Origin of the sequence: Streptomyces sp. NPDC001728 (assembly GCF_040297565.1) — a bacterium.
Taxonomy (GTDB): Bacteria; Actinomycetota; Actinomycetes; order Streptomycetales; family Streptomycetaceae; genus Streptomyces.
Genome location: NZ_JBEOZK010000034.1, coordinates 39,922 through 58,080, shown reverse-complemented (window position 1 = coordinate 58,080; position 18,159 = coordinate 39,922). Strand labels below are relative to the sequence as shown.

17 protein-coding genes are annotated in these 18,159 nt (G+C 73.4%); 12 read left to right on the top strand and 5 right to left on the bottom strand.

Annotated elements, in window-relative coordinates:
* Positions 1-192 precede the first annotated feature (192 nt).
* From ABT154_RS32920 to ABT154_RS32885, 8 genes are all read left to right on the top strand, one after another.
* Positions 193-615 carry a cobalamin B12-binding domain-containing protein gene (locus tag ABT154_RS32920; RefSeq protein ID WP_351861908.1) on the top strand — a complete coding sequence of 141 codons (423 nt, stop codon included), beginning with the start codon at positions 193-195 and terminating at the stop codon, positions 613-615.
* Positions 612-1,973: a methylaspartate mutase gene (locus ABT154_RS32915; RefSeq protein ID WP_351861906.1), complete on the top strand. Its 1,362-nt coding sequence runs from the start codon at positions 612-614 to the stop codon at positions 1,971-1,973. The genes ABT154_RS32920 and ABT154_RS32915 overlap by 4 nt, the downstream gene beginning before the upstream one ends.
* 95 nt (positions 1,974-2,068) lie before the next feature.
* Complete coding sequence (locus ABT154_RS32910; RefSeq protein WP_351861904.1) at positions 2,069-3,079, top strand: asparagine synthetase A; 1,011 nt, start codon at positions 2,069-2,071, stop codon at positions 3,077-3,079.
* Positions 3,076-4,455 (top strand): glutamate synthase-related protein, encoded by a 1,380-nt coding sequence (locus ABT154_RS32905; protein ID WP_351861902.1) that lies wholly within the window; start codon positions 3,076-3,078, stop codon positions 4,453-4,455. Before ABT154_RS32910 ends, ABT154_RS32905 begins: the two co-directional genes overlap by 4 nt.
* A gap of 128 nt (positions 4,456-4,583) precedes the next feature.
* Entirely contained in the window at positions 4,584-4,862 is a 279-nt protein-coding gene (locus ABT154_RS32900; protein ID WP_351861900.1) for a hypothetical protein, read from the top strand.
* A 151-nt stretch (positions 4,863-5,013) separates the two neighbouring features.
* On the top strand, positions 5,014-6,270 hold the full coding sequence (locus ABT154_RS32895) for an MFS transporter (RefSeq protein ID WP_351861899.1): 1,257 nt from the start codon (positions 5,014-5,016) through the stop codon (positions 6,268-6,270).
* A gap of 7 nt (positions 6,271-6,277) precedes the next feature.
* Positions 6,278-7,039: a 4'-phosphopantetheinyl transferase family protein gene (locus ABT154_RS32890; protein WP_351861897.1), complete on the top strand. Its 762-nt coding sequence runs from the start codon at positions 6,278-6,280 to the stop codon at positions 7,037-7,039.
* A gap of 161 nt (positions 7,040-7,200) precedes the next feature.
* A complete protein-coding gene (locus ABT154_RS32885) occupies positions 7,201-7,950 on the top strand; it encodes a dienelactone hydrolase family protein (RefSeq protein WP_351861895.1) in 750 nt (249 codons plus the stop codon).
* Between the two features lie 23 nt (positions 7,951-7,973).
* On the opposite strand, the gene surE is transcribed toward ABT154_RS32885, so the two are convergent.
* The 4 genes from surE to ABT154_RS32865 all read right to left on the bottom strand — a co-directional run bounded on the left by surE (position 7,974) and on the right by ABT154_RS32865 (position 13,058).
* Entirely contained in the window at positions 7,974-9,068 is a 1,095-nt protein-coding gene (surE, locus tag ABT154_RS32880) for a 5'/3'-nucleotidase SurE (protein ID WP_351861893.1), read from the bottom strand.
* A gap of 136 nt (positions 9,069-9,204) precedes the next feature.
* Complete coding sequence (locus ABT154_RS32875; protein ID WP_351861892.1) at positions 9,205-10,467, bottom strand: MFS transporter; 1,263 nt, start codon at positions 10,465-10,467, stop codon at positions 9,205-9,207.
* 89 nt (positions 10,468-10,556) lie between these two features.
* On the bottom strand, positions 10,557-11,951 hold the full coding sequence (locus ABT154_RS32870; RefSeq protein ID WP_351861890.1) for an NAD(P)/FAD-dependent oxidoreductase: 1,395 nt from the start codon (positions 11,949-11,951) through the stop codon (positions 10,557-10,559).
* A 207-nt stretch (positions 11,952-12,158) separates the two neighbouring features.
* The gene (locus tag ABT154_RS32865) at positions 12,159-13,058 is read right to left on the bottom strand and encodes a PaaX family transcriptional regulator (protein WP_351861888.1); all 900 of its coding nucleotides are present in this window, start codon (positions 13,056-13,058) and stop codon (positions 12,159-12,161) included.
* A gap of 157 nt (positions 13,059-13,215) precedes the next feature.
* On the opposite strand from ABT154_RS32865, the gene ABT154_RS32860 reads away from it, so the two are divergent.
* Genes ABT154_RS32860 through ABT154_RS32845 form a run of 4 tightly spaced genes read left to right on the top strand, consistent with a single transcriptional unit; the run spans position 13,216 to position 17,066 of the window.
* Entirely contained in the window at positions 13,216-14,154 is a 939-nt protein-coding gene (locus tag ABT154_RS32860) for an SDR family NAD(P)-dependent oxidoreductase (protein WP_351861886.1), read from the top strand.
* 11 nt (positions 14,155-14,165) lie between these two features.
* Positions 14,166-15,038 (top strand): amidohydrolase family protein, encoded by an 873-nt coding sequence (locus tag ABT154_RS32855; protein WP_351861884.1) that lies wholly within the window; start codon positions 14,166-14,168, stop codon positions 15,036-15,038.
* An 11-nt stretch (positions 15,039-15,049) separates the two neighbouring features.
* Entirely contained in the window at positions 15,050-16,570 is a 1,521-nt protein-coding gene (locus ABT154_RS32850; protein WP_351861882.1) for an acyl-CoA synthetase, read from the top strand.
* 40 nt (positions 16,571-16,610) lie between these two features.
* The gene (locus ABT154_RS32845; RefSeq protein ID WP_351861881.1) at positions 16,611-17,066 is read left to right on the top strand and encodes a MaoC family dehydratase; all 456 of its coding nucleotides are present in this window, start codon (positions 16,611-16,613) and stop codon (positions 17,064-17,066) included.
* A gap of 284 nt (positions 17,067-17,350) precedes the next feature.
* Here the strand turns inward: ABT154_RS32845 and ABT154_RS32840 are convergent, their stop codons facing one another.
* Positions 17,351-18,070, bottom strand: a complete 720-nt coding sequence (locus ABT154_RS32840) for a TetR/AcrR family transcriptional regulator (protein WP_351861879.1) — start codon at positions 18,068-18,070, stop codon at positions 17,351-17,353.
* Between the last annotated feature and the right edge of the window lie 89 nt (positions 18,071-18,159).

Sequence of the window (18,159 nt, the reverse complement as noted above, 5' to 3'; positions counted from 1 at the left end):
GTCCTCCAGCGTCAGCAGGTCCGCCGTGAACCGCTCCGCGATGCCGCCCGTGGCAAGGATTCCCCAGCGCACCGTCTTCCCCGCGGGAATCCGCGGGGCCCGGCCCTTCCCTCTTCACGACTTCGGGTCACTGCCGCGAATCTGCCGCTCCAACTTCCCCTGGCACCGCTTTTCGAATTCTAGGGTGAAGCCATGAAGATTCTGCTGACCGGCACCGCATCCGATTCCCACACATGGAATCTGGTCTATCTGCAGCTCCTCCTGGAGGAGCTCGGGCACCGGGTCGTCAACATCGGCCCGTGTGTGACGGACGACCGCCTGGCCGCCGCGTGCCACACGCACACGCCCGGCCTGGTGGTCATCAGCAGCGTCAATGGGCACGGCTACCGTGACGGCCTCTCGGCCGTGCGCCGGCTGCGCACCGAGCCCGGCCTCGGCACGACGCCCGTCGTCATCGGCGGCAAGCTCGGGGTCGCCGGCACCCGGGACCCCGAGCGGGCGGCCCGCCTCCTCGAAGCGGGCTGCGAGGCGGTGTTCGACGACGGGGACGTCGCCGGGCTCCGCACCCTCGTGTCCGGTCTGGACCGCTCCCTGGCCCTGCGGGTCACGGCATGACCAGCGGCATCCTGACCCCGTCCGCCCGGAGGGGAACGGCCGGTCCGGGCGACACCCCGGGTGTGCCCGCCGCCCGCTCCTTCGGGGCGTTCGTGGCGGCAGCCGCCGCCGACGGCCGGCTCGTGGTCCAGCCCCGGATGGGCTTCAGCGACCCGCATCTGATGCGGGCGGGTCTGGAGCGCACCAAGGCCGCCGCGGCGACCACCGTGGGCACCCTCACCATCGACAGCTACACACGGGTGGGCGACGCGGCGGGCGCCCGCGCCTCCCTGGCCGAGGGGCTGCCGCTCAACGGCTACCCGATCGCCAGCCACCCGACGGCGCTGACCCGCGACCTCCTCGACGGGCTGCTCGACGCGAGCTTTCCCGTCCAGGTCCGGCACGGCTCCTCGCGCCCGGAGGCGATCATCCGCGCGCTGGCGGCGGCGGGTCTGGACGCCACGGAGGGCGGACCGGTCTCGTACTGCCTGCCCTACGGGCGCACCCCGCTCGCCGAGTCGGTCGACAACTGGGCGCGCGGCTGCGAGCTGCTCGCGTCCCTCGTCCCGGAACCCCGGGTGCCCCACCTGGAGACCTTCGGCGGCTGCATGCTCGGCCAGTTGTGCCCGCCGGGGCTGCTCGTGGCACTCAGCCTCCTGGAGGGGCTGTTCTTCGCCCGGCACGGCATCCGCAGCGTCTCGCTGAGCTACGCCCAGCAGACCGATCCGGTCCAGGACGAGGAGGCGGTACGGGCGCTGCGCAGGCTCGCCGCGGAGTTCCTCCCCGCCGAGGTGGACCGGCACGTGGTGCTCTACACGTACATGGGGGTGTTCCCCCGGACCGCGCACGGGGCGACCCGGCTCCTCGAGGCCTCCGCCCGGCTCGCCGTCCGCTCCGGGGCGCACCGGCTGATCGTGAAGACGGCGGCCGAGGCGCATCGCATCCCGACCGTCGACGAGAACGTCCGCGCGCTGGAGACGGCCGCGTCCACGGCCGTCCTGACGGAGCACCCCGCCGGGGGCACCCCGCCCTCCGGCGGGCCGGACGGGGCCGACAGCGAGGTGTACGCGGAGGCCCGCGCGTTCGTCGAAGGGGTCCTCGATCTCGACGCCGACCTCGGCCGGGCGCTGCGGACCGCCTTCGCCCGTGGCCACCTCGACGTCCCCTACTGCCTGCACCCCGACAACGCGGGCCGGTCCCGCAGCTTCGTCGACGACAGCGGCCGGCTGCGCTGGTCGGACGCGGGGGCCATGCCGGTGGCGCCCTCGCTGGTCGCCGGCGCCCGGTCGGCGCTCACCTCGGAGGGGCTGCTCAGGGCCCTCCACGGGGTGGCCGCCCGCTTCGACACGGCGCGCGACGACACGGCCGGCTGCCGCTGAACCCGTCTCGCACCGCCCCGAGCCGACCCGCCCCACCCCGAGCGAACCGAAGCGCACCTCACCTCACCGCTTGCCCATCCGAACGGAGTCGTCCCATGGAACAGTCCACCCCCCTCCTCTCCCCCGCCCCCCAGTCGCCGCCGCCCCTCGGCGAGCACCTGCGTTCGCCCCAGTTGCGCGCCGCCATGCTGGTCCAGCAGGAAGCCCTTTACTCGGCGCGGGAGTTCCTGCGCGGCGAGGGGTTCACCGAGCTGCTGCCGCCGCTGGTCGGGCCGGTCACGGACCCGGGCGGGCGGGGTGCGAAGGCCCTGGACGTGGACTACTACGGGCACCCGTACAAGCTGATGACCAGCGCGATCCTCTACAAGCAGGCCTCGCTGCACGGTTTCCCGAAGCTCTTCTACATCGCGCCCAACGTCCGTGTGGAGCCCGAGGAGACCGCATCGACGGGACGGCACCTGGTCGAGTTCCACCAGATCGACGTGGAGATCGCCGGGGCGAGCCGGGAGGACGCGCAGGACGTGGCCGCCGGGATGCTCACCCACATCGTCGAGCACGTATGGACGGCCCTTCCCGAGGTTCTGGCCGAACTCGGCCGGGAAGAACTGGACTTCGCCGAACTGCGTACCGGCAAGTTCGACTCGTGCAGCCACGAGGAGGCCGTCACCCGCCTGGTCAACGGCGGGCATCCGCAGAGCCCGGACGCCGAGATCGACTGGACGGGCGAGCGCATCCTCTCCCTGGAGGCCGACCGGCCCTTCTTCGTCAACGACTACCCCAAGGGCTCGCGCGGCTTCTACGACCGCGAGGACCCCCAGAACCCGGGCGTGCTGCGGAACTTCGACCTGCTCGCGCACGGCGGCTACGGCGAGCTGGTGAGCGGCAGCGAGCGCGAGGCCGACTACGCCACGATCGTCACCCGGATGCGCGAGAGCGGTGAGAACCCGGCCAAGTACGCCTGGTACCTGGACCTGGCCCGCGAGGGCATCCCGGCCAGCGCCGGCTTCGGCATGGGCCTCCAGCGGCTCGTCCGCTTCCTCACCGGGCTCGACTCGCTCTGGCAGGTCAGCGCCTACCCGAAGCTCCCCGGGGTGGTGGCTCCGTGAGCGGGCTGCGGGCGGCGGGCTTCCCCGAGGGCGCGGTGCGCGCGCGGGCCAGGAACGGCACCGCGGAGGTGTTCCCTCCCGCGGGCGGCTACGGCGAGGAGCTGTACGGCCAGACCGGCGGCGACCCGGCGGACGGACAGGCCGGTGCGGGGCTCGCGGCTCCGCCGCCGGACGCCTTGGACCGGGCGCGGGTCGCCCCGCCGGTGTTCATGCCCCGGCGGCTGGAGAAGCTGATCGAGCTGGGCCGGGAACCGGGCCACGACGACGTGGAGCTGCGTACCGACGTGGGCGGGTTCACCAGTGAACTCCCGCTGTTCCTGTCGGCGTTCGGCTCCACCAGGGCGGGCAGCGGTGATCTGGGCGTGGCCGCGAGCCGGCAGGCGGCGCGGCTCGGCATCCCGATGGTGATCGGCGAGAACATGGTGCCGGTGCACGGCTACCGGCGGGGTGCGGGGGATGGCGTGCGCTCGGCGCTGCTCGCCCGGATCGCCGCGTACACGGAGTGCGTGGCCGACGGGGTCGGCGGGGTGGTGGTCCAGCAGTCCACCGAGGACGCCGACTCGGAGGTGTGGAACCTGGTCTACAGCGACCCGGGGACCCGCCCGCTGCTCGATTCGGGGCGGCTCGCCTTCGAGCTGAAGACCGGCCAGGGAGCCAAGCCGGGCCTGGGCGGGATGACCGTCGTCGGCCGGGCCGACGCCGAGCGTCTCGCCGGCCGGTTCACGGTCCGCGACGTGCTCGGTGACGACAGGGACGGTGACGGCCATCGGCTGCGGTGCGCCACTCCCGGCACCTTCACCGAGGAGATCGTCCGCCAGCAACTGCGGTTCATGCGGAACAACTTCCCCAAGGCCCGCACCTGGGTGAAGTTCCACCCGGGCCGTGACGTGGCCCGCGCGGCGGCGACCGCCTGGCGGGCCGGCGCGGACGCCGTCACCGTCGACGGCGCCGAGGGCGGGACCGGCTGGGCCCCCCGGGTCTTCCTGGACCAGGTCGGTCTGAGCCTGGCGGACTGCCTGCGGCTGGTCGCCGCCTCGGGCGGGCGCCCCGAGGGCGCCCACGGGTGCCTGCTGGCCACCGGCCGCATGTGGGAGGGCGGCAGGGCGGTACGCGCGCTCGCCCTCGGCGCCCGCGCGGTGGGCCTCGGCCGGGCGGCGCTGATCGCGGTGGACGAGGACCCCGAGAACGGTCTCGTCCGTCTGGCCGAGGCGCTGGCCCTGGAGACCCGCCTGCTGGTGAGCGCCCTCGGCAAGTACGCGGCGGACGCCCTCGCGCCGGAGGACCTCTGGTGGCCCGGCGGCCCGTTCGCCGCCCCCGGAGCGGACGTTCCGGTCCCGGCGTCGCTGGACGCGGGCGGCTCCGGAGGCCCGTCATGACCGCGCCGGGAACACCGTGTCCCGGCGGCGACGGCCGCGGGCCGGGGAGCCGACGGCCCGGCGGGAACCCCGGCTCCGGCGGCACTGCGAGGGGGACGGGGGGCGGCGGCGACGCGGGGCTCGGCACCGTGTGCGCGCGGTTCGCGCTCTCCGAGCTGCCCGTGGTCACCGTGCGCCCCGAGCGCGCCGGACCGGCCCGCGCCGCCGCCGGGCGGGCCCTCCGCGCGGCGGGCCGGGGCTATCTGGGGGGCCGTCTCGAGCTGCGTACCAGGGGGCCCGCGCCGCGCACGGCCCGGCAGGCGGCGGCGCTGGTCGCCGCGGAGGAGAGGGTGGCGGCGCTCGCCGTGGCCTCGGCGCTGCGCGGCGGCCCGGGAACGGCCCGGCTGAGGGTCCGCCCGCGCGGCTGAAACGCAGGGGGGCGGGGCCGCACCCGTACCCGGACCCGCACCACCGCCGCCGCCGCCGCCATCCGCACCCGCACCCGCACCCGCACCCATGCCACTCCTCCAGTCCCTCCCCTTTCCCGAAGACCGCCTGACACCGAGAGAAAGAGCACCCATGGCCACGACATCCCCGGCGACCGTGCACTGGGGCAAGGTGGGCGCCCTCGTGGGCGGCCAGGCCGCGGTCCAGGGCGGCAGTTTCGCCCTGCTCATCGCCATGAACTGGACCGCCGTCCAGCTCGGGGGCACCCGGGCCGTCACCCTCCTCATGCTGGCGGCGACCGTCCCCCGGGCCCTGATGCTGATCTTCGGGGGCGCCGTCGCGGACGTCCTCGGTCCCCGGATCATCATTCTGCGGGCCACGTCGGCGCGCGTGGCGGTCCTCGCGGCCGGCGCCCTGGTGGTGGCCGGGACCGACCGGCTCTGGCCGCTCGCGCTCGTCGCCGTGGTCGAGGGGTCGCTGCTCGGTCTGACCGGTCCCGCGTCCGGGGTGCTCCTGCCGCACTTCGCCGCCCGCGAGCACCTGGCCCGCGCCAATTCGCTGTACGGGATGGTGCTCCGGGTCGCCCCGATCGCCGGCGCGCCCGCCGGGGCGTGGCTCATCACCGTGGGGCACCTGTGGGTGGCGCTCGCGGTGGCCGCGGGAAGCTGCGCCGTCTGGCTGGGGTGCGCCTCGTACGTCACCCGGGGCTTCACCCGGCCGCGCCGGGAGCCCGGGGTGTCGCTGGTGAAGCGTTCCGGTGACGGTTTCCGGCTGCTCGCGGCGCATCCCCGGCTGCGCTGGATGTTCCTGGCCTCCTTCACCATGGACCTGGCCTTCAGCTGGCCGGCCGAGGTGGCGCTGCCTCTGCTCGTGACCGATCACGGCTGGGGGGTCGCCGCGGTCGGTGGCGTCCTCGCCTGTTTCGGGGCGGGGGCGCTCGCTTCGAGCGCGCTCGGCGCGGTCTTCGCGCACCGCATCCCGCTGTTCGCGCGCCTGGTGGTGAGCGGCGCGGGCCTGGCCGTGGGCATCGTGGTGATGGCCCTGATGCCGTCCGTGGTCACGCTGGCGGCGGTGGCCGCAGGGGTGGGTCTGCTGTCCGGGCTGAACGGTCCGGCGATCGTGACGGTCTATCAGCAGGCGTCGCCCGAGGGCCACATGGGGGCGGCGATGTCCACCCTCGCGCTGGCCGGCATCGGTACGGCGCCGGTGTCCATCGCCCTGTTCAGCACGGTCTCGCTGGGCCTCGGGGTCCAGCGGACCTGGCTGCTCTGCGGGGCGGTGGCCGTGCTCTCCCCGGTCTTCGCGCTGTTCGCGCTGCGCGCCCCGGCCTCGGCGGACGTTCCGGCCGCCGCCGTTCCCGTTCCCGACGACTCCCCCGCCACGGTGTGAGGACGCCATGACCGAACTGATCACCACTTCGCCTCCGAAGCCCCCGCCGTCCCCGCTCGCCGCCGCGCCCGCGCTGGCACCCGCCTCGCTGGCCGCCGTGTACGTGGCTCCGCCGCCGGCCTCCTCGCCGGTGGCGGGCACGCCGCAGGTGTGGCTGGTCGACACGGCGGCCCACCGGGTCACCGCCGCGCGGTACGCCCCGTCCCTGCTGGACCGTCAGGAACTGGCGCGTGCGGCGGAGTTCCTGCGGGAGGCGGACCGGGACGCGTATCTCTGCGCCCATGTGGGGCTGCGCCGGCTCCTGGGCGCGTACCTCGGCCTCGCGCCCCGTGCGGTGACCGTCTCGCGCGCGCCGTGCCCGGGGTGCGGGGAGCCGCACGGCCGGCCGGTGCTGCCGGGGGACGCGCTGCACTTCTCGCTCTCCCACTGCGAGGGGTTGAGCCTGCTCGCCTTCGCGACCAGCCCGGTGGGCGTGGACGTGGAGGCGGTGCCGCCGCCGGCGACGGTCGCCGAGACCGCCGACGTCCTGCACCCCCGGGAGGCGGCGGAACTCGCCGCGCTGCCCGAGGCCGAACGCGCCCTCGCCTTCACCCGGGTGTGGACGCGCAAGGAGGCGTATCTGAAGGGCCTGGGGGTGGGTCTGTCCGAGGATCCGGCCGCGGACTACGTCGGTTCGGGGCCGGTACCCGCCGCGCCGCCCGGCTGGTCCCTCACCGATGTCGTCGTCCCTTCGGGACACTGCGCGGCGGTGGCCCTGAGCCTGCCGTGAGCCGGGGGCGGGGTCGTGCCGGCCGACGGCGGTGCGGGTCGGCCGGCAGCGGGAACAGGCCGTACCCGACGGCTTGTTCTCGTCCACCCCGGTCCTGAACCCGCTGGTCGCGGCCTCCTGCCCGGTGATCTACTGGCGTGAGCCCCGGAAGGACGTACCCCATGCACACTGAGACGCTGCGGATTCCCATGCCCGACGGCGAGGCCGACGCCTTCGTCGCCTTCCCCGAAGGCGGCGGGCGCCGGCCCGGGGTGCTGCTGTACCCGGACGCCATCGGTCTGCGGCCGGCGATCGAGACGATCGCCCGCGAACTGGCCGGGCACGGGTACTACGTCCTCGCCCCCAACCTCTACTACCGGCACGGCCCGGCGCCGGTGGCCGGGATTCCCGCGTACATCTCGACGGAGTCCAGGCCCGAGGTGTTCGCCAGGCTGACGCCGCTCGTCGAGGCGCACACCACCGAGCGTGTCCTGCGCGACGCCGACGCCTACCTCGGGTTCCTCGCCTCGCGGCCCGAGGTCGACGCCGGACCGGTCGCCGTGACCGGCTACTGCATGGGCGCCGTCCTCGCGCTGCGCACGGCGGCGGCGCACCCGGACAGGGTGGCCGCCGTCGCCGGGTTCCATCCCGGCACCCTGGTGACCGACGGACCCGACAGCCCGCATCTGCTCGCCCCGAAGGTGACCGCCGAGGTGCACTTCGGGCTCGCGGTGAACGACCTGTCGCCCGAGGCCTGCGGGAGGCTCGGCCGGGCCCTGGAGACCGCGGGGGTACGCCACACCCTGGAGGTCTACCCCGACACCGTCCACGGTTTCACCATGGCCGACACCGACGCGTTCAGCGCCTCCGGGACGCGGCGCCACTGGGAGCGGCTGCTCCCCCTGCTCGACCGCGCCCTGAAGAACGGCTGAGATCCCCCGGCGGGCGTCCGGGGTCAGCGGCGGGGAGCCTCGTGCTCGACGTACGTGCGGACCTTCCGCAGCGTGGCGGGGTCCGGTGCCTTGACGCCGTAGGTGCGGTCGGCGGTCACCGGGGTGACGGAGATCCGGCCGTCCCGGAAGAGGGCGGTGGAGTCGGCGTCCGCGCGGGTCTCGGTGCACGGCTCGCCGGGCACCTCGTCGCACAGGCCGAGGCCGATGGCGAAGGAGTCCTCGCCGACCTGCTCGTACGCGTGCCAGACGGCCTGCCCGTGGCCGACGCTCGTCCAGCGCGGCGGCCCGGCGGGGTGGCCCGTGCTCACGTCGGGGTAGTCGACCTTGAGCGCGAAGTCCGCGGTCAGGAGGCCGCGCTGCCGGAGGCCCCCGACGAAGGCGGCGCCGAACTCGGCGTTGGCACGGTAGTTGGCGCGGGGGAAGTACGCGTTGCTCTCGTCGCCCGCCGAGGAGAAGGCGAGTGCGGGGACGCCCTGGTCGATGGCGGCGACGGCGGCACCGACGGTGCCGGAGTCGTTGACGTTCGCGGAGATGTTCGGGCCGGAGTTGATGCCGGTGAGGACGAGGTCGGGGGCCTCGGTCCAGCCCGCCTTCGCCCGGAGTCCGGCGCGCAGGGCGAGCTTGACCGTGTCGGCGGGGGTGGCGCTCGGGGAGTCCTTGGCGCAGGAGCCGTCGGCGACGCACACGCCGTAGACGGCGCCCCGGGCGGGGGCTCCGGCACAGTCGTTCTCGTAACCGGCGGGCAGGGTGGTGCGGTGCTGGGCGGTGAGGACGCCGCCGTTGGTGACGGCGGTGCCCTTGCCGGACTGGACCTGCCAGGGGGCCATGACGACGACGTCGGCGCCGGCGGCGCACATCGCGCGGCGGAGCTCGTACAGGCCGAGACCGTCGGAGTTGCTCGCCTTCGCGGCCTGCATCGAGTCGTCGTTGGAGATCAGGATCCGCATGCCCGCGAGCGGGCGGGCGCCGGTGGCGCCGGCCTCGGGCCGGGAGGGGGCGGTGGCCACGGGCGTCGTGGCGTACGCGGTGACACCCATGGCGGCGAGCACCGCGGCTCCCGCTGCCGCGGTGCCGAGTCTGCGCATCGTCCTGGACATACGCGAGGTCCCTTCGATCAGGAGGGGTGCCGGGCGGCGCTCGGTCAGGTCGCGCCGCCCGGCGTCGCGGCTCCGGTGGGGCCGCGAGCGAGGGGGAAGGGAGGGGCCTCGGCGGCCCGGCACACCCTTCGGGGGCTCAGCGCACCGACTTGATGGGGATGACTGAGGCGGCGCCGAACATGGTGATCACCGCGGCCGCGATGTACAGGCCGTCGTAGCCCACCGAGGCGACGAGCATGGACGCCAGGAACGGGGCGAGGATCTGCGGTCCGGCGTTGGCGATGTTGAGGACGCCCATGTCGCGGGCGGCATCCTCGGCGCTGGGCAGGACCAGGGTGACGAGCGCGGTGTCCACCGCCATGTAGCAGCCGAAGGCCAGGCCGCTGATGACCGTGAAGATCAGCATGCCGGTCCAGTCGGGCTTCACCACGGGCACCAGCATCGCGACGCCGGCGAGGGCGGAGGAGAGCAGGACCATCGGCTTGCGGCGGCCGATGCGGTCGGAGAGGAGTCCGCCCAGGACCGTGGCGAGCAGGGTGCAGCCCGCGTCGATGGGCGCGATGAACGCGACGGCCTCGGTGGGGCTGGTGCCCGGGGGAAGCTTGATGTGGTCCTGGAGGATGTACAGCTGGAACAGCGCGACCGAGAAGAAGCCGAGCATCATCAGGAACCGGCCGATGAAGACCCAGCGGAAGTCGTGCGACCCGAGCGTCCGGGCGAAGGCGGCGAGCTGGCCGCGCAGCGGCGCGGGCGCCGCCGCGGGACGGCGCTCCTCCCGCACGACGGCGGTGAAGAGGACGGCGGCGCCGGCGATCACGGCGCCCATCAAGAGGTAGCCCGTGGAGACGTCGGCCGGCACGAAAAGGGCGGCGACCGAGATGCCGACGGCGGAGCCGATGGGGGTGCCGATGCCGACCATCGCCGAGGCCAGACCGCGGCGTTCGACCGGGACCCGGTCGGGGACGACGGCGGTCAGGGCCGCCTGGTAGATGTTCATCATCGCCTGGACCAGACACCAGCCGATGGTGACCAGGATGACGGTGCGGGCGGCACCGAGGAGGGCGAGGGCGCCCAGCGCGGCGAGGCCGCCGCCCAGGATCCACGGGTTGCGCCGCCCCGAACGGTCGGAGAGCAGTCCGGCGAGCGGGTTGAAGAGCGTGGCGAAGATCGCCGAGACGCCGGAGACCAGGCCGAAGTTGGCGACCTTGTCCGCCGGGTCGACGAGCTCGACCTGGATCGGGAGGAGAACGGCCCCGATGCCCATGTAGACCATGTACATCGCGGCGTTCGCCACGGTGAGCATGGGCATCAGCCGGAACAGGCTCCTGCGGTCGGTCGCGGCGCTGCGGGCCGGTTCCGGAGTCGCCGGTGCGTTCGGCCGGACGTCGGGTGCGTTCATGTGGGGTCTCCTGCCGCGCCGCGCCCCGGAGCGGGGTGCGGCGCGGGTGATGCGAAGGGGAAGGAAGAGCGGGCGGTGCGGCTGCCCGCTCAGCTGTCGAAGCCGAGACCGAAGCGGTCGAGGGTGCGCAGCCAGAGGTTGCGACGGCCCTGGTTGTGGTCGGCACGGGTCATGGCCCAGGTGGTGATGTTGATCCCGACCGAGCGGATCGGCTCGGGCGGGAACGGCAGGGGCTTGCGGCGTACGAGTTCCAGTCCGGTCCGCTCGGTGCTCTCGCCGGACAGCAGGTCGAGCATCACGTCCGCGCCGAAGCGCGTGGCGCCGACGCCGAGGCCGGTGAACCCCGCCGCGTAGGCGACCTTGCCGTGGTGACTCGTGTCAAAGAAAACGCAGAAACGTGTACTCGTGTCAATGGCTCCGCCCCAGGAATGGGTGAATCGGATGCCTTCGAGCTGCGGGAAGGTGGTGAAGAAGTGCCGCGCGAGGGTGGCGAACGTCTCGGGCCGCCGGTCGTGCTCGGCGCGGACCCGGCCACTGTAGTGGTAGATCGCGTCGTAACCGCCCCACAGGATGCGGTTGTCGGCGGAGAGCCGCACGTAGTGGAAGTGGTTGGCGCTGTCCGCGAAGCCCTGGCGGTTCTTCCAGCCGATGCCGGCCAGCTGCTCGTCCGAGAGCGGCTCGGTCATCAGCGCGTAGTCGTACACCGGCACGGTGTACAGGCGGTGGCGCCGGAGCAGGGAGGGGAACGCGTTGGTGGCGAGCGCGACCCGGCCGGCGGTGATCCGCCCGAAGGGGGTCTTGACGGTGACCACTGCGCCCTGTTCTTCGAGCGAGGTCGCGGGGGTGCGCTCGTGGATGCGGACGCCGAGGTCGAGGCAGGCCTGCTTGAGGCCCCAGGCGAGTCGGGCCGGGTTGACCATGGCCACGTCGTCCTTGTTCCACAGGCCGGCGAGGAAGGTCGGGGAGTTGATCTCGGCGCGGACGGCGTCGGCGTCGAGGAACACCGAGTTGCCGCCGTAGCGGGCGGAGGCCTCGGCCCCCTCCGCGAGCCATTCGACCTGGTGGGGCTCGGTGGCCACGGCGAAGGAGCCGGTGCGCTCCCAGTCGCAGTCGATGCCGTACCGCTCCAGGGTGTCCTGCATGCCCTGGAGGTTCTCGCGGCCGAGCCGCTCCAGGAGGCCGATCTCGTCGGGCCAGCGCTGGATGCCGTTCTCGAGGCCGTGGGTGAGGCTCGCCTCACAGAATCCTCCGTTGCGGCCGGAGGCGGCGCCGCCGACCTCGTCCGCCTCGACGAGGACCACGTCGGTGTTGGGGTCGCGCTCCTTGGCGCGGAGCGCGGTCCACAGTCCGGTGTAGCCGCCGCCGACCACCAGGAGGTCGCACGTGGTGCCGCCGACGAGGGCGGGGGCGGGCTGTGGGCGGCGGGGGTCGTCGAGCCAGAACGGGGTGGGGTCGGCGTCCCGGAGCGAAGCGAGGGGGTCCATGGGCGTTCCTTCGGTTTCGCGGAGGCGCCCCGGGCGAGGGGGAACCTCCGAATTGCCGATATGAGACTCCGCCGCACGCAACAAGGTCAATGGTGTTGACATAAGAACCGCCGACGGGGTGCCGTCAGGGCGCCCACCTGGGGCTTCGTCCCCGGCGGGCGAAGTACCGGAGGGGCTACGCCCCGGCCCCTCCGGCGGCCCGACCCCCTACGGCCGCCCGGACCCCTCTGCCGGCTCGGGCTCCTCCGGCGGCTCCCAGCGGTCGAGGATCTCCTCCGCGATCCGCCGGGCCCCCGGCTCGTAGCGCCCGGAGAGCTCACGGAAGAGCGCCTCCGCGCCCACCGCCGGCCAGTCGGCGGGCAGGTGTTCGGCCGGCAGGTGCGGGTCGCGCCGGACCAGGTCGAGCCAGTCGGTGTGGAGCAGGAGCAGGCGGCCAAGGTCGTCCCGGGCCTCGGCCGGGGCGGCGGTGTCGCCCCAGCGCGCCAGGAAGGCGTGGTACTCCCCGGCGATGGCGTCGATGTCGAAGGCGGTACGGAGCAGGGGCCCGGCCTCGGTGGGCGCGGCGGCCTCGCCGTGGAAGGCCTTGATACGGTCGCCGAGCCCGAGTTCCGCGGCGATGGGGGCGACCTCGACGCGGCCGGGTGCGACCCAGAGGCCGCTCTGCACGGGGCCGAAGCCGGCCCAGACGAGCCGTGAGCGCAGGTCGTGGCGTTCCCGGCGCCAGGATTCGGGCAGCGAGAAGCCGACCAGGGTCCAGGTGCCGTCCCAGTCGTCGTTGACGGCGCCCGTGCGCCGCACCCTCTCCTCGCCGTCGGCGAGGACCTGGGCGGCGCGGGCGGTGAGCGAGAAGTACATCCTGCGACCACGCCGGTGCCGGGCGAGCAGACCCCGGGCGACCATGCGCGTGAGGGTCGAGCGGACGGCGTCCTCACCCACCTCGACCCGGGCGAAGGCGTCGATGACGCTCGCCGAGGACAGGGCGGTGCCGGTGCCGAGGACATGGATGCCGAAGAAGCTCAGCATCAGGGACTGGGGGCGGGGCGGGACTCCGCGTCCGGCCGTCTCCGGGCCGGATTCGGGTCCCTGTTCCGGGTGGGGAGGGATCACGGGGACAGCGTAGGCGCGGAGACCGGCCTCGAACATCAATGTTCGGCAGTTGATTGACCGCAGACGAGAAAGTGCCTAACTTTGGCGCCGTCGGTGCGTGTTCCTGGCCGCGGCTCCTCGCGCGCCCCGCACCCGGCCTACGGAAGGACCCCCGCTCATGACTGATCTGGATCTCTCGGCCCGCCCCGCCCGCGTGGACCTCACCGGCAAGGTCGCCGTCGTCACCGGCAGCGGCCGCGGACTCGGTCTCGCCTACGCCCGTTCGCTGGCCGCCGCGGGCGCCGCCGTGGTCGTCAACGACGTGGACGCCGAGGCCGCCGCCGACGCCGTGCGCCTGATCACCGCCGACGGTGGCCGCGCCGTCGCCGAGGTCGTGCCGGTCGGCTCCACCGAGGCCGCCGAGGCCCTGGTCGCCCGCGCGGTCGACAGCTACGGCCGCATCGACGCCATGGTCACCAACGCCGGCGTCCTGCGCGACCGGGTGCTCTGGAAGATGACCGACGACGACTTCGACACCGTCGTCGAGGTGCACCTGCGCGGCACCTTCACCTGCGTCCGCGCCGCCGTCGAGCGCATGCGGGCCCAGGGTGAGGGCGGCCGGATCGTGGTCGCCGGCTCCCCGGCCGGCCAGCGCGGCAACTTCGGCCAGACCAACTACGCCGCCGCCAAGGCCGGCATCGCCGCCATGGTCCGCACCTGGGCGATGGAGCTGGCGAAGGCCGGCATCACCGCGAACGCCGTCATCCCGGTCGCCGCGACCGCGATGACCAAGACGATCCCCGTCTTCGCCCCGCACGTCGAGGCGCTGGAGCAGGAGGGCATCGCCTTCCCCGACAGCCTCCGCAAGGGTGAGGGCTTCGGTACGCCCGAGGACGTCGCCGGTCTGGTGACCTTCCTCGCCTCGGAGGCCTCGGCGGGCATCACCGGCCAGTGCGTCGGCATCGGCGGCGACAAGCTCGCCCTGTGGTCGCACCCGCAGGAGGTGTCGGTGGCCTACGCCGACGGGGGCTGGAGCGCGGAGGCCATCGCCGCCGCCTGGCCTTCGACCGTCGGCCGCACCCCCGAGACCTTCGGCATCCCCGCCCCGAAGCTGTGAAGGGACCCGGCATGCTGAACCTCGACGAGCTCGTCGCCATCGACATGCACACCCACGCCGAGGTGTCCGAGAAGGGCGGGGCCTCGCTCTCCGCCGAGCTCGACGCCGCGGCGGGCGCGTACTTCAAGGCGGAGCACCGCCACCCGACACTGCCGGAGATCGCCGCGTACTACCGCGAGCGCCGGATGGCGTGCGTGGTCTTCACCGTGGACGCGGAGTCCGCCACCGGCACCCCGCCGGTGCCGAACGAGGAGATCGCCGAGGCGGCCCTCGCCAACCCCGACGTGATCATCCCGTTCGCCGGGGTCGACCCGTACAAGGGAAAGGCGGCGGTCCGTCAGATCCGTCGGCTCGTCGAGGAGTTCGGGGTCAAGGGCTTCAAGTTCCACCCGAACATCCAGGCCTTCCACCCGAACGACCGCATGGCGTACCCGCTGTACGAGGCGATCGAGGAGGCCGGCGCGATCGCGGTCTTCCACACCGGACAGACGGGCATCGGCGCGGGCGCTCCCGGTGGCGGCGGCATCCGGCTGAAGTACTCCAACCCGATGGACGTGGACGACGTCGCCGCGGACTTCCCCGGGATGAAGATCATCCTCGCCCACCCGTCGTTCCCGTGGCAGGACGAGGCGCTCGCGGTGGCCACCCACAAGCCGCAGGTGTACATCGACCTGTCGGGCTGGTCGCCGAAGTACTTCCCGCCGCAGCTGGTCCGGTACGCCAACAGCCTCCTGAAGGACAAGGTGCTGTTCGGTTCCGACTTCCCGCTGCTCGCACCCGACCGCTGGCTGGCCGACTTCGCGGAGCTCCCGATCAAGGACGAGGTCCGTCCGAAGATCCTCAAGGAGAACGCGGCCAGACTGCTCGGAATCACCGGAAGCTGAGGGATCACACCATGCGCAACCAGGGCATCGGCTCGTGGCCCGCACGCCGCGACCGCAGGTCGCCCCGGCGCACCGCTCTCCTCCACGAGGGCCGCGCGATCGGCTACGCCGAACTCCACGACCGCTGCACCCGGCTGGCCCACACCCTGCGGGGTGCCGGGATCGGACACGGCGACCGCGTGGCGTTCCTCGGCCCCAACCATCCGTCCTACCTGGAGACGCTCTTCGCGGCCGGCCTGCTGGGGGCGGTGTTCGTACCGCTCAACACCCGGCTCGCCGTACCGGAGCTGCTCCACCAGCTGACCGACTCGGGCAGCACCGTCCTCGTGCACGCCGGGCAGTCGCCCGAGCGGGTGGGGGAACTGGTGGAGGGGGCCGCTGTCGGCACGGTCCTCGCCGTGGACGGCGGGCCGGGGGCCTCGTACGAGGAGCTGCTCGCAGCCTCGTCCACCCAGCCGGTCGACGAGGAGGTGGGGCACGACGACGTCTGCCTCATCATGTACACCTCGGGTACCACCGGCCGCTCCAAGGGCGCCGTGCTCACCCACGGCAACATCATCTGGAACAGCCTCAACGTCCTCGTGGACACGGACCTCGCCGGCGACGAGGTGGCCCTGGTCGCCGCGCCGCTCTTCCATACCGGCGCCCTCAACATGAGCTGTCTGCCGATCCTCCTGAAGGGCGGCACGGTCCTTCTGGAGCCGTCCTTCGAGGCAGAGCGCACCCTGCGGCTCGTGGCACAGCACCGGGTGACCTTCATGTTCGGCGTGCCGACGATGTTCGACGCGATGGCGGCGACCGCCGGGTGGGCGGAGGCGGACCTGACCAGCCTGCGCACGCTGCTCTGCGGCGGCGCCCCGGTGCCGACCCGCACCGCCCACGCCTATCTGGACCGGGGCCTCGCCTTCGTCCAGGGGTACGGCATGACGGAGACCGCGCCGGGCGCCCTGATCCTGGACCGGGCGGACTCGCTGAGCCACGCCGGTACGGCGGGAGTACCGCACTTCTTCACCGACGTCGAGGTGCTGCTGCCCTCCGGCGAGGAGGCGGGACCCGGCGAGAAGGGCGAGGTCGTCGTCGCCGGACCGAACGTGACCCCGGGCTACTGGAACCTTCCGGACGCGACCGCCTCGGCCTTCCACGACGGGGGGCGCTTCCGGTCGGGCGACGTGGCCACGGTCGACGAGGACGGCTATGTGCGGCTCGTCGACCGGCTCAAGGACATGATCATCTCGGGCGGGGAGAACATCTACCCGGCCGAGATCGAGGACGCCCTGCTCGGGCACCCGGACGTCGCCGAGGCGGCCGTCATCGGCGTGCCCGACGCCCGGTGGGGCGAGGTGGGGCGCGCCGTCGTCGTCACCCGCGCGGGATCGACCGTCACCGCCGAGGAGCTGATCGCCCATCTGGAGGCCCGGCTCGCGCGCTACAAGATCCCCAAGAGTGTCGTCCTCGCACCGGACCTCCCCCGCAACGCCACCGGAAAGCTGCTCAAGGCCCCGATCCGGGCCCGCTACGGCAGCGACACCTGACATCCCCTCCCGTCCCCCCATCCCCCTGAGGAGTACCACCATGGCTCTCACCGTCCACGGCATCGACGAGATCAAGGCCCAGGCGGGCGCCGACCTCGGCCACAGCTCCTGGGTCGAGATCGCCCAGCCGCGGGTCGACACCTTCGCCGACGCCACCGACGACCACCAGTGGATCCACGTCGACGCGGAGCGCGCGGCGGCCGGTCCGTTCGGCGGCACCATCGCCCACGGCTACCTGACGCTCTCGCTGCTCATCCCGATGTGGAGCGAGCTGCTCCATGTCGAGGGCGTGTCCATGGCCGTCAACTACGGCCTGAACAAGGTCCGTTTCCCCTCCCCCGTGCGCGTCGGCTCGAAGATCCGTACGCACGGCCGTGTGGTGTCCGTCGAGGACGTCAAGGGCGGGGTGGAGGTCGTCGTGGACCTGACCGTGGAGATCGACGGCGTCGCCAAGCCGGCGTGCGTGGCGCAGGCGGTGTACCGCTTCTTCGCCTGATCCGCCGGATCCCGGAGGCGCGGCCACATGATGCGGCCGCGCCCTTCGGCGTACCTCCGTGTCCCCAGCCCGTCCCGGACGCCGGCCGCCGCCATACCCTCGGCCGCGCCCTTCGGCGTACCTCCGTGTGCCCAGCCCGTCCCGGACGCCGGCCGCCGCCATACCCTCGGCCGCGCCCCTCGGCGTACCTCCGTGTGCCCAGCCCGTCCCGGACGCCGGCCGCCGCCATACCCTCGGCCGCGCCCCTCGGCGTACCTCCGTGTGCCCCCGGACCCCGGCCGCCCTCACTCCCGACCGGATTCCTCCCCCGGAGGCAACAGCGCCGCCATCGAGCCCAGCATCAGTTCCAGGGCGAAGGGGTAGCCGCTGCCGACCATGTCGACGGCGAGCAGCGGGAAGGTCGCGGCGATGTGCGGATGGGTGTCCGGCGACAGCCTGCCGTACACCTCGTGCCAGACCGTCTCGTCCGCCTCCCTCGCCGCCGTCGGCAGGGCCAGGGCGGCGGCGTCCTGCGCCGCGAAGGCGAGGGCCTGATCGACGAAGGCGTGGTACGTCCGCACGGCGAGCGCGTCCGGGAATCCCGCCTTGCGCAGTATGCCGAGGATCCGCTCGACGGCCTGGGTCTCGTGGCGGCGTCCCGTGGTGCGGTGCGCCGCGAGGACCGCCGCCTGGGGGTGCGAGAGATAGCGGGCGTGGATCCGCAGGCCCATCGACCGCAGGTCCTCCCGCCAGTCACCCGTCTCCGTGTACCCCTCCTGCGCCCGGCCGATCAGCTCGTCCGCGAGGGCGAGGAGCAGGGCGTCGGTGTTGCGGAAATAGCGGTACAGCGCGCTCGGGTCGGCACCGAGCGCGGCCCCCAGCCTGCGTACCGACAGCGCCTCGGCGCCGTGCTGGGCGACCAGCCGCAGCGCCGTGTCGACGATCAGCTGCTCGGAGAGGACGGCGCCCTGCTTGGTGGGCCGGCGTCGCTGCCGGCTGCCTTCGGGAACCACACGTTCGGACATGGCCGGGACCTTACGTCAACACCATTGACGTGTAAACGCTCTTCCCGCTTCCATGGCGCCCACACCCACCGCCACCTCACGTTCTGGAG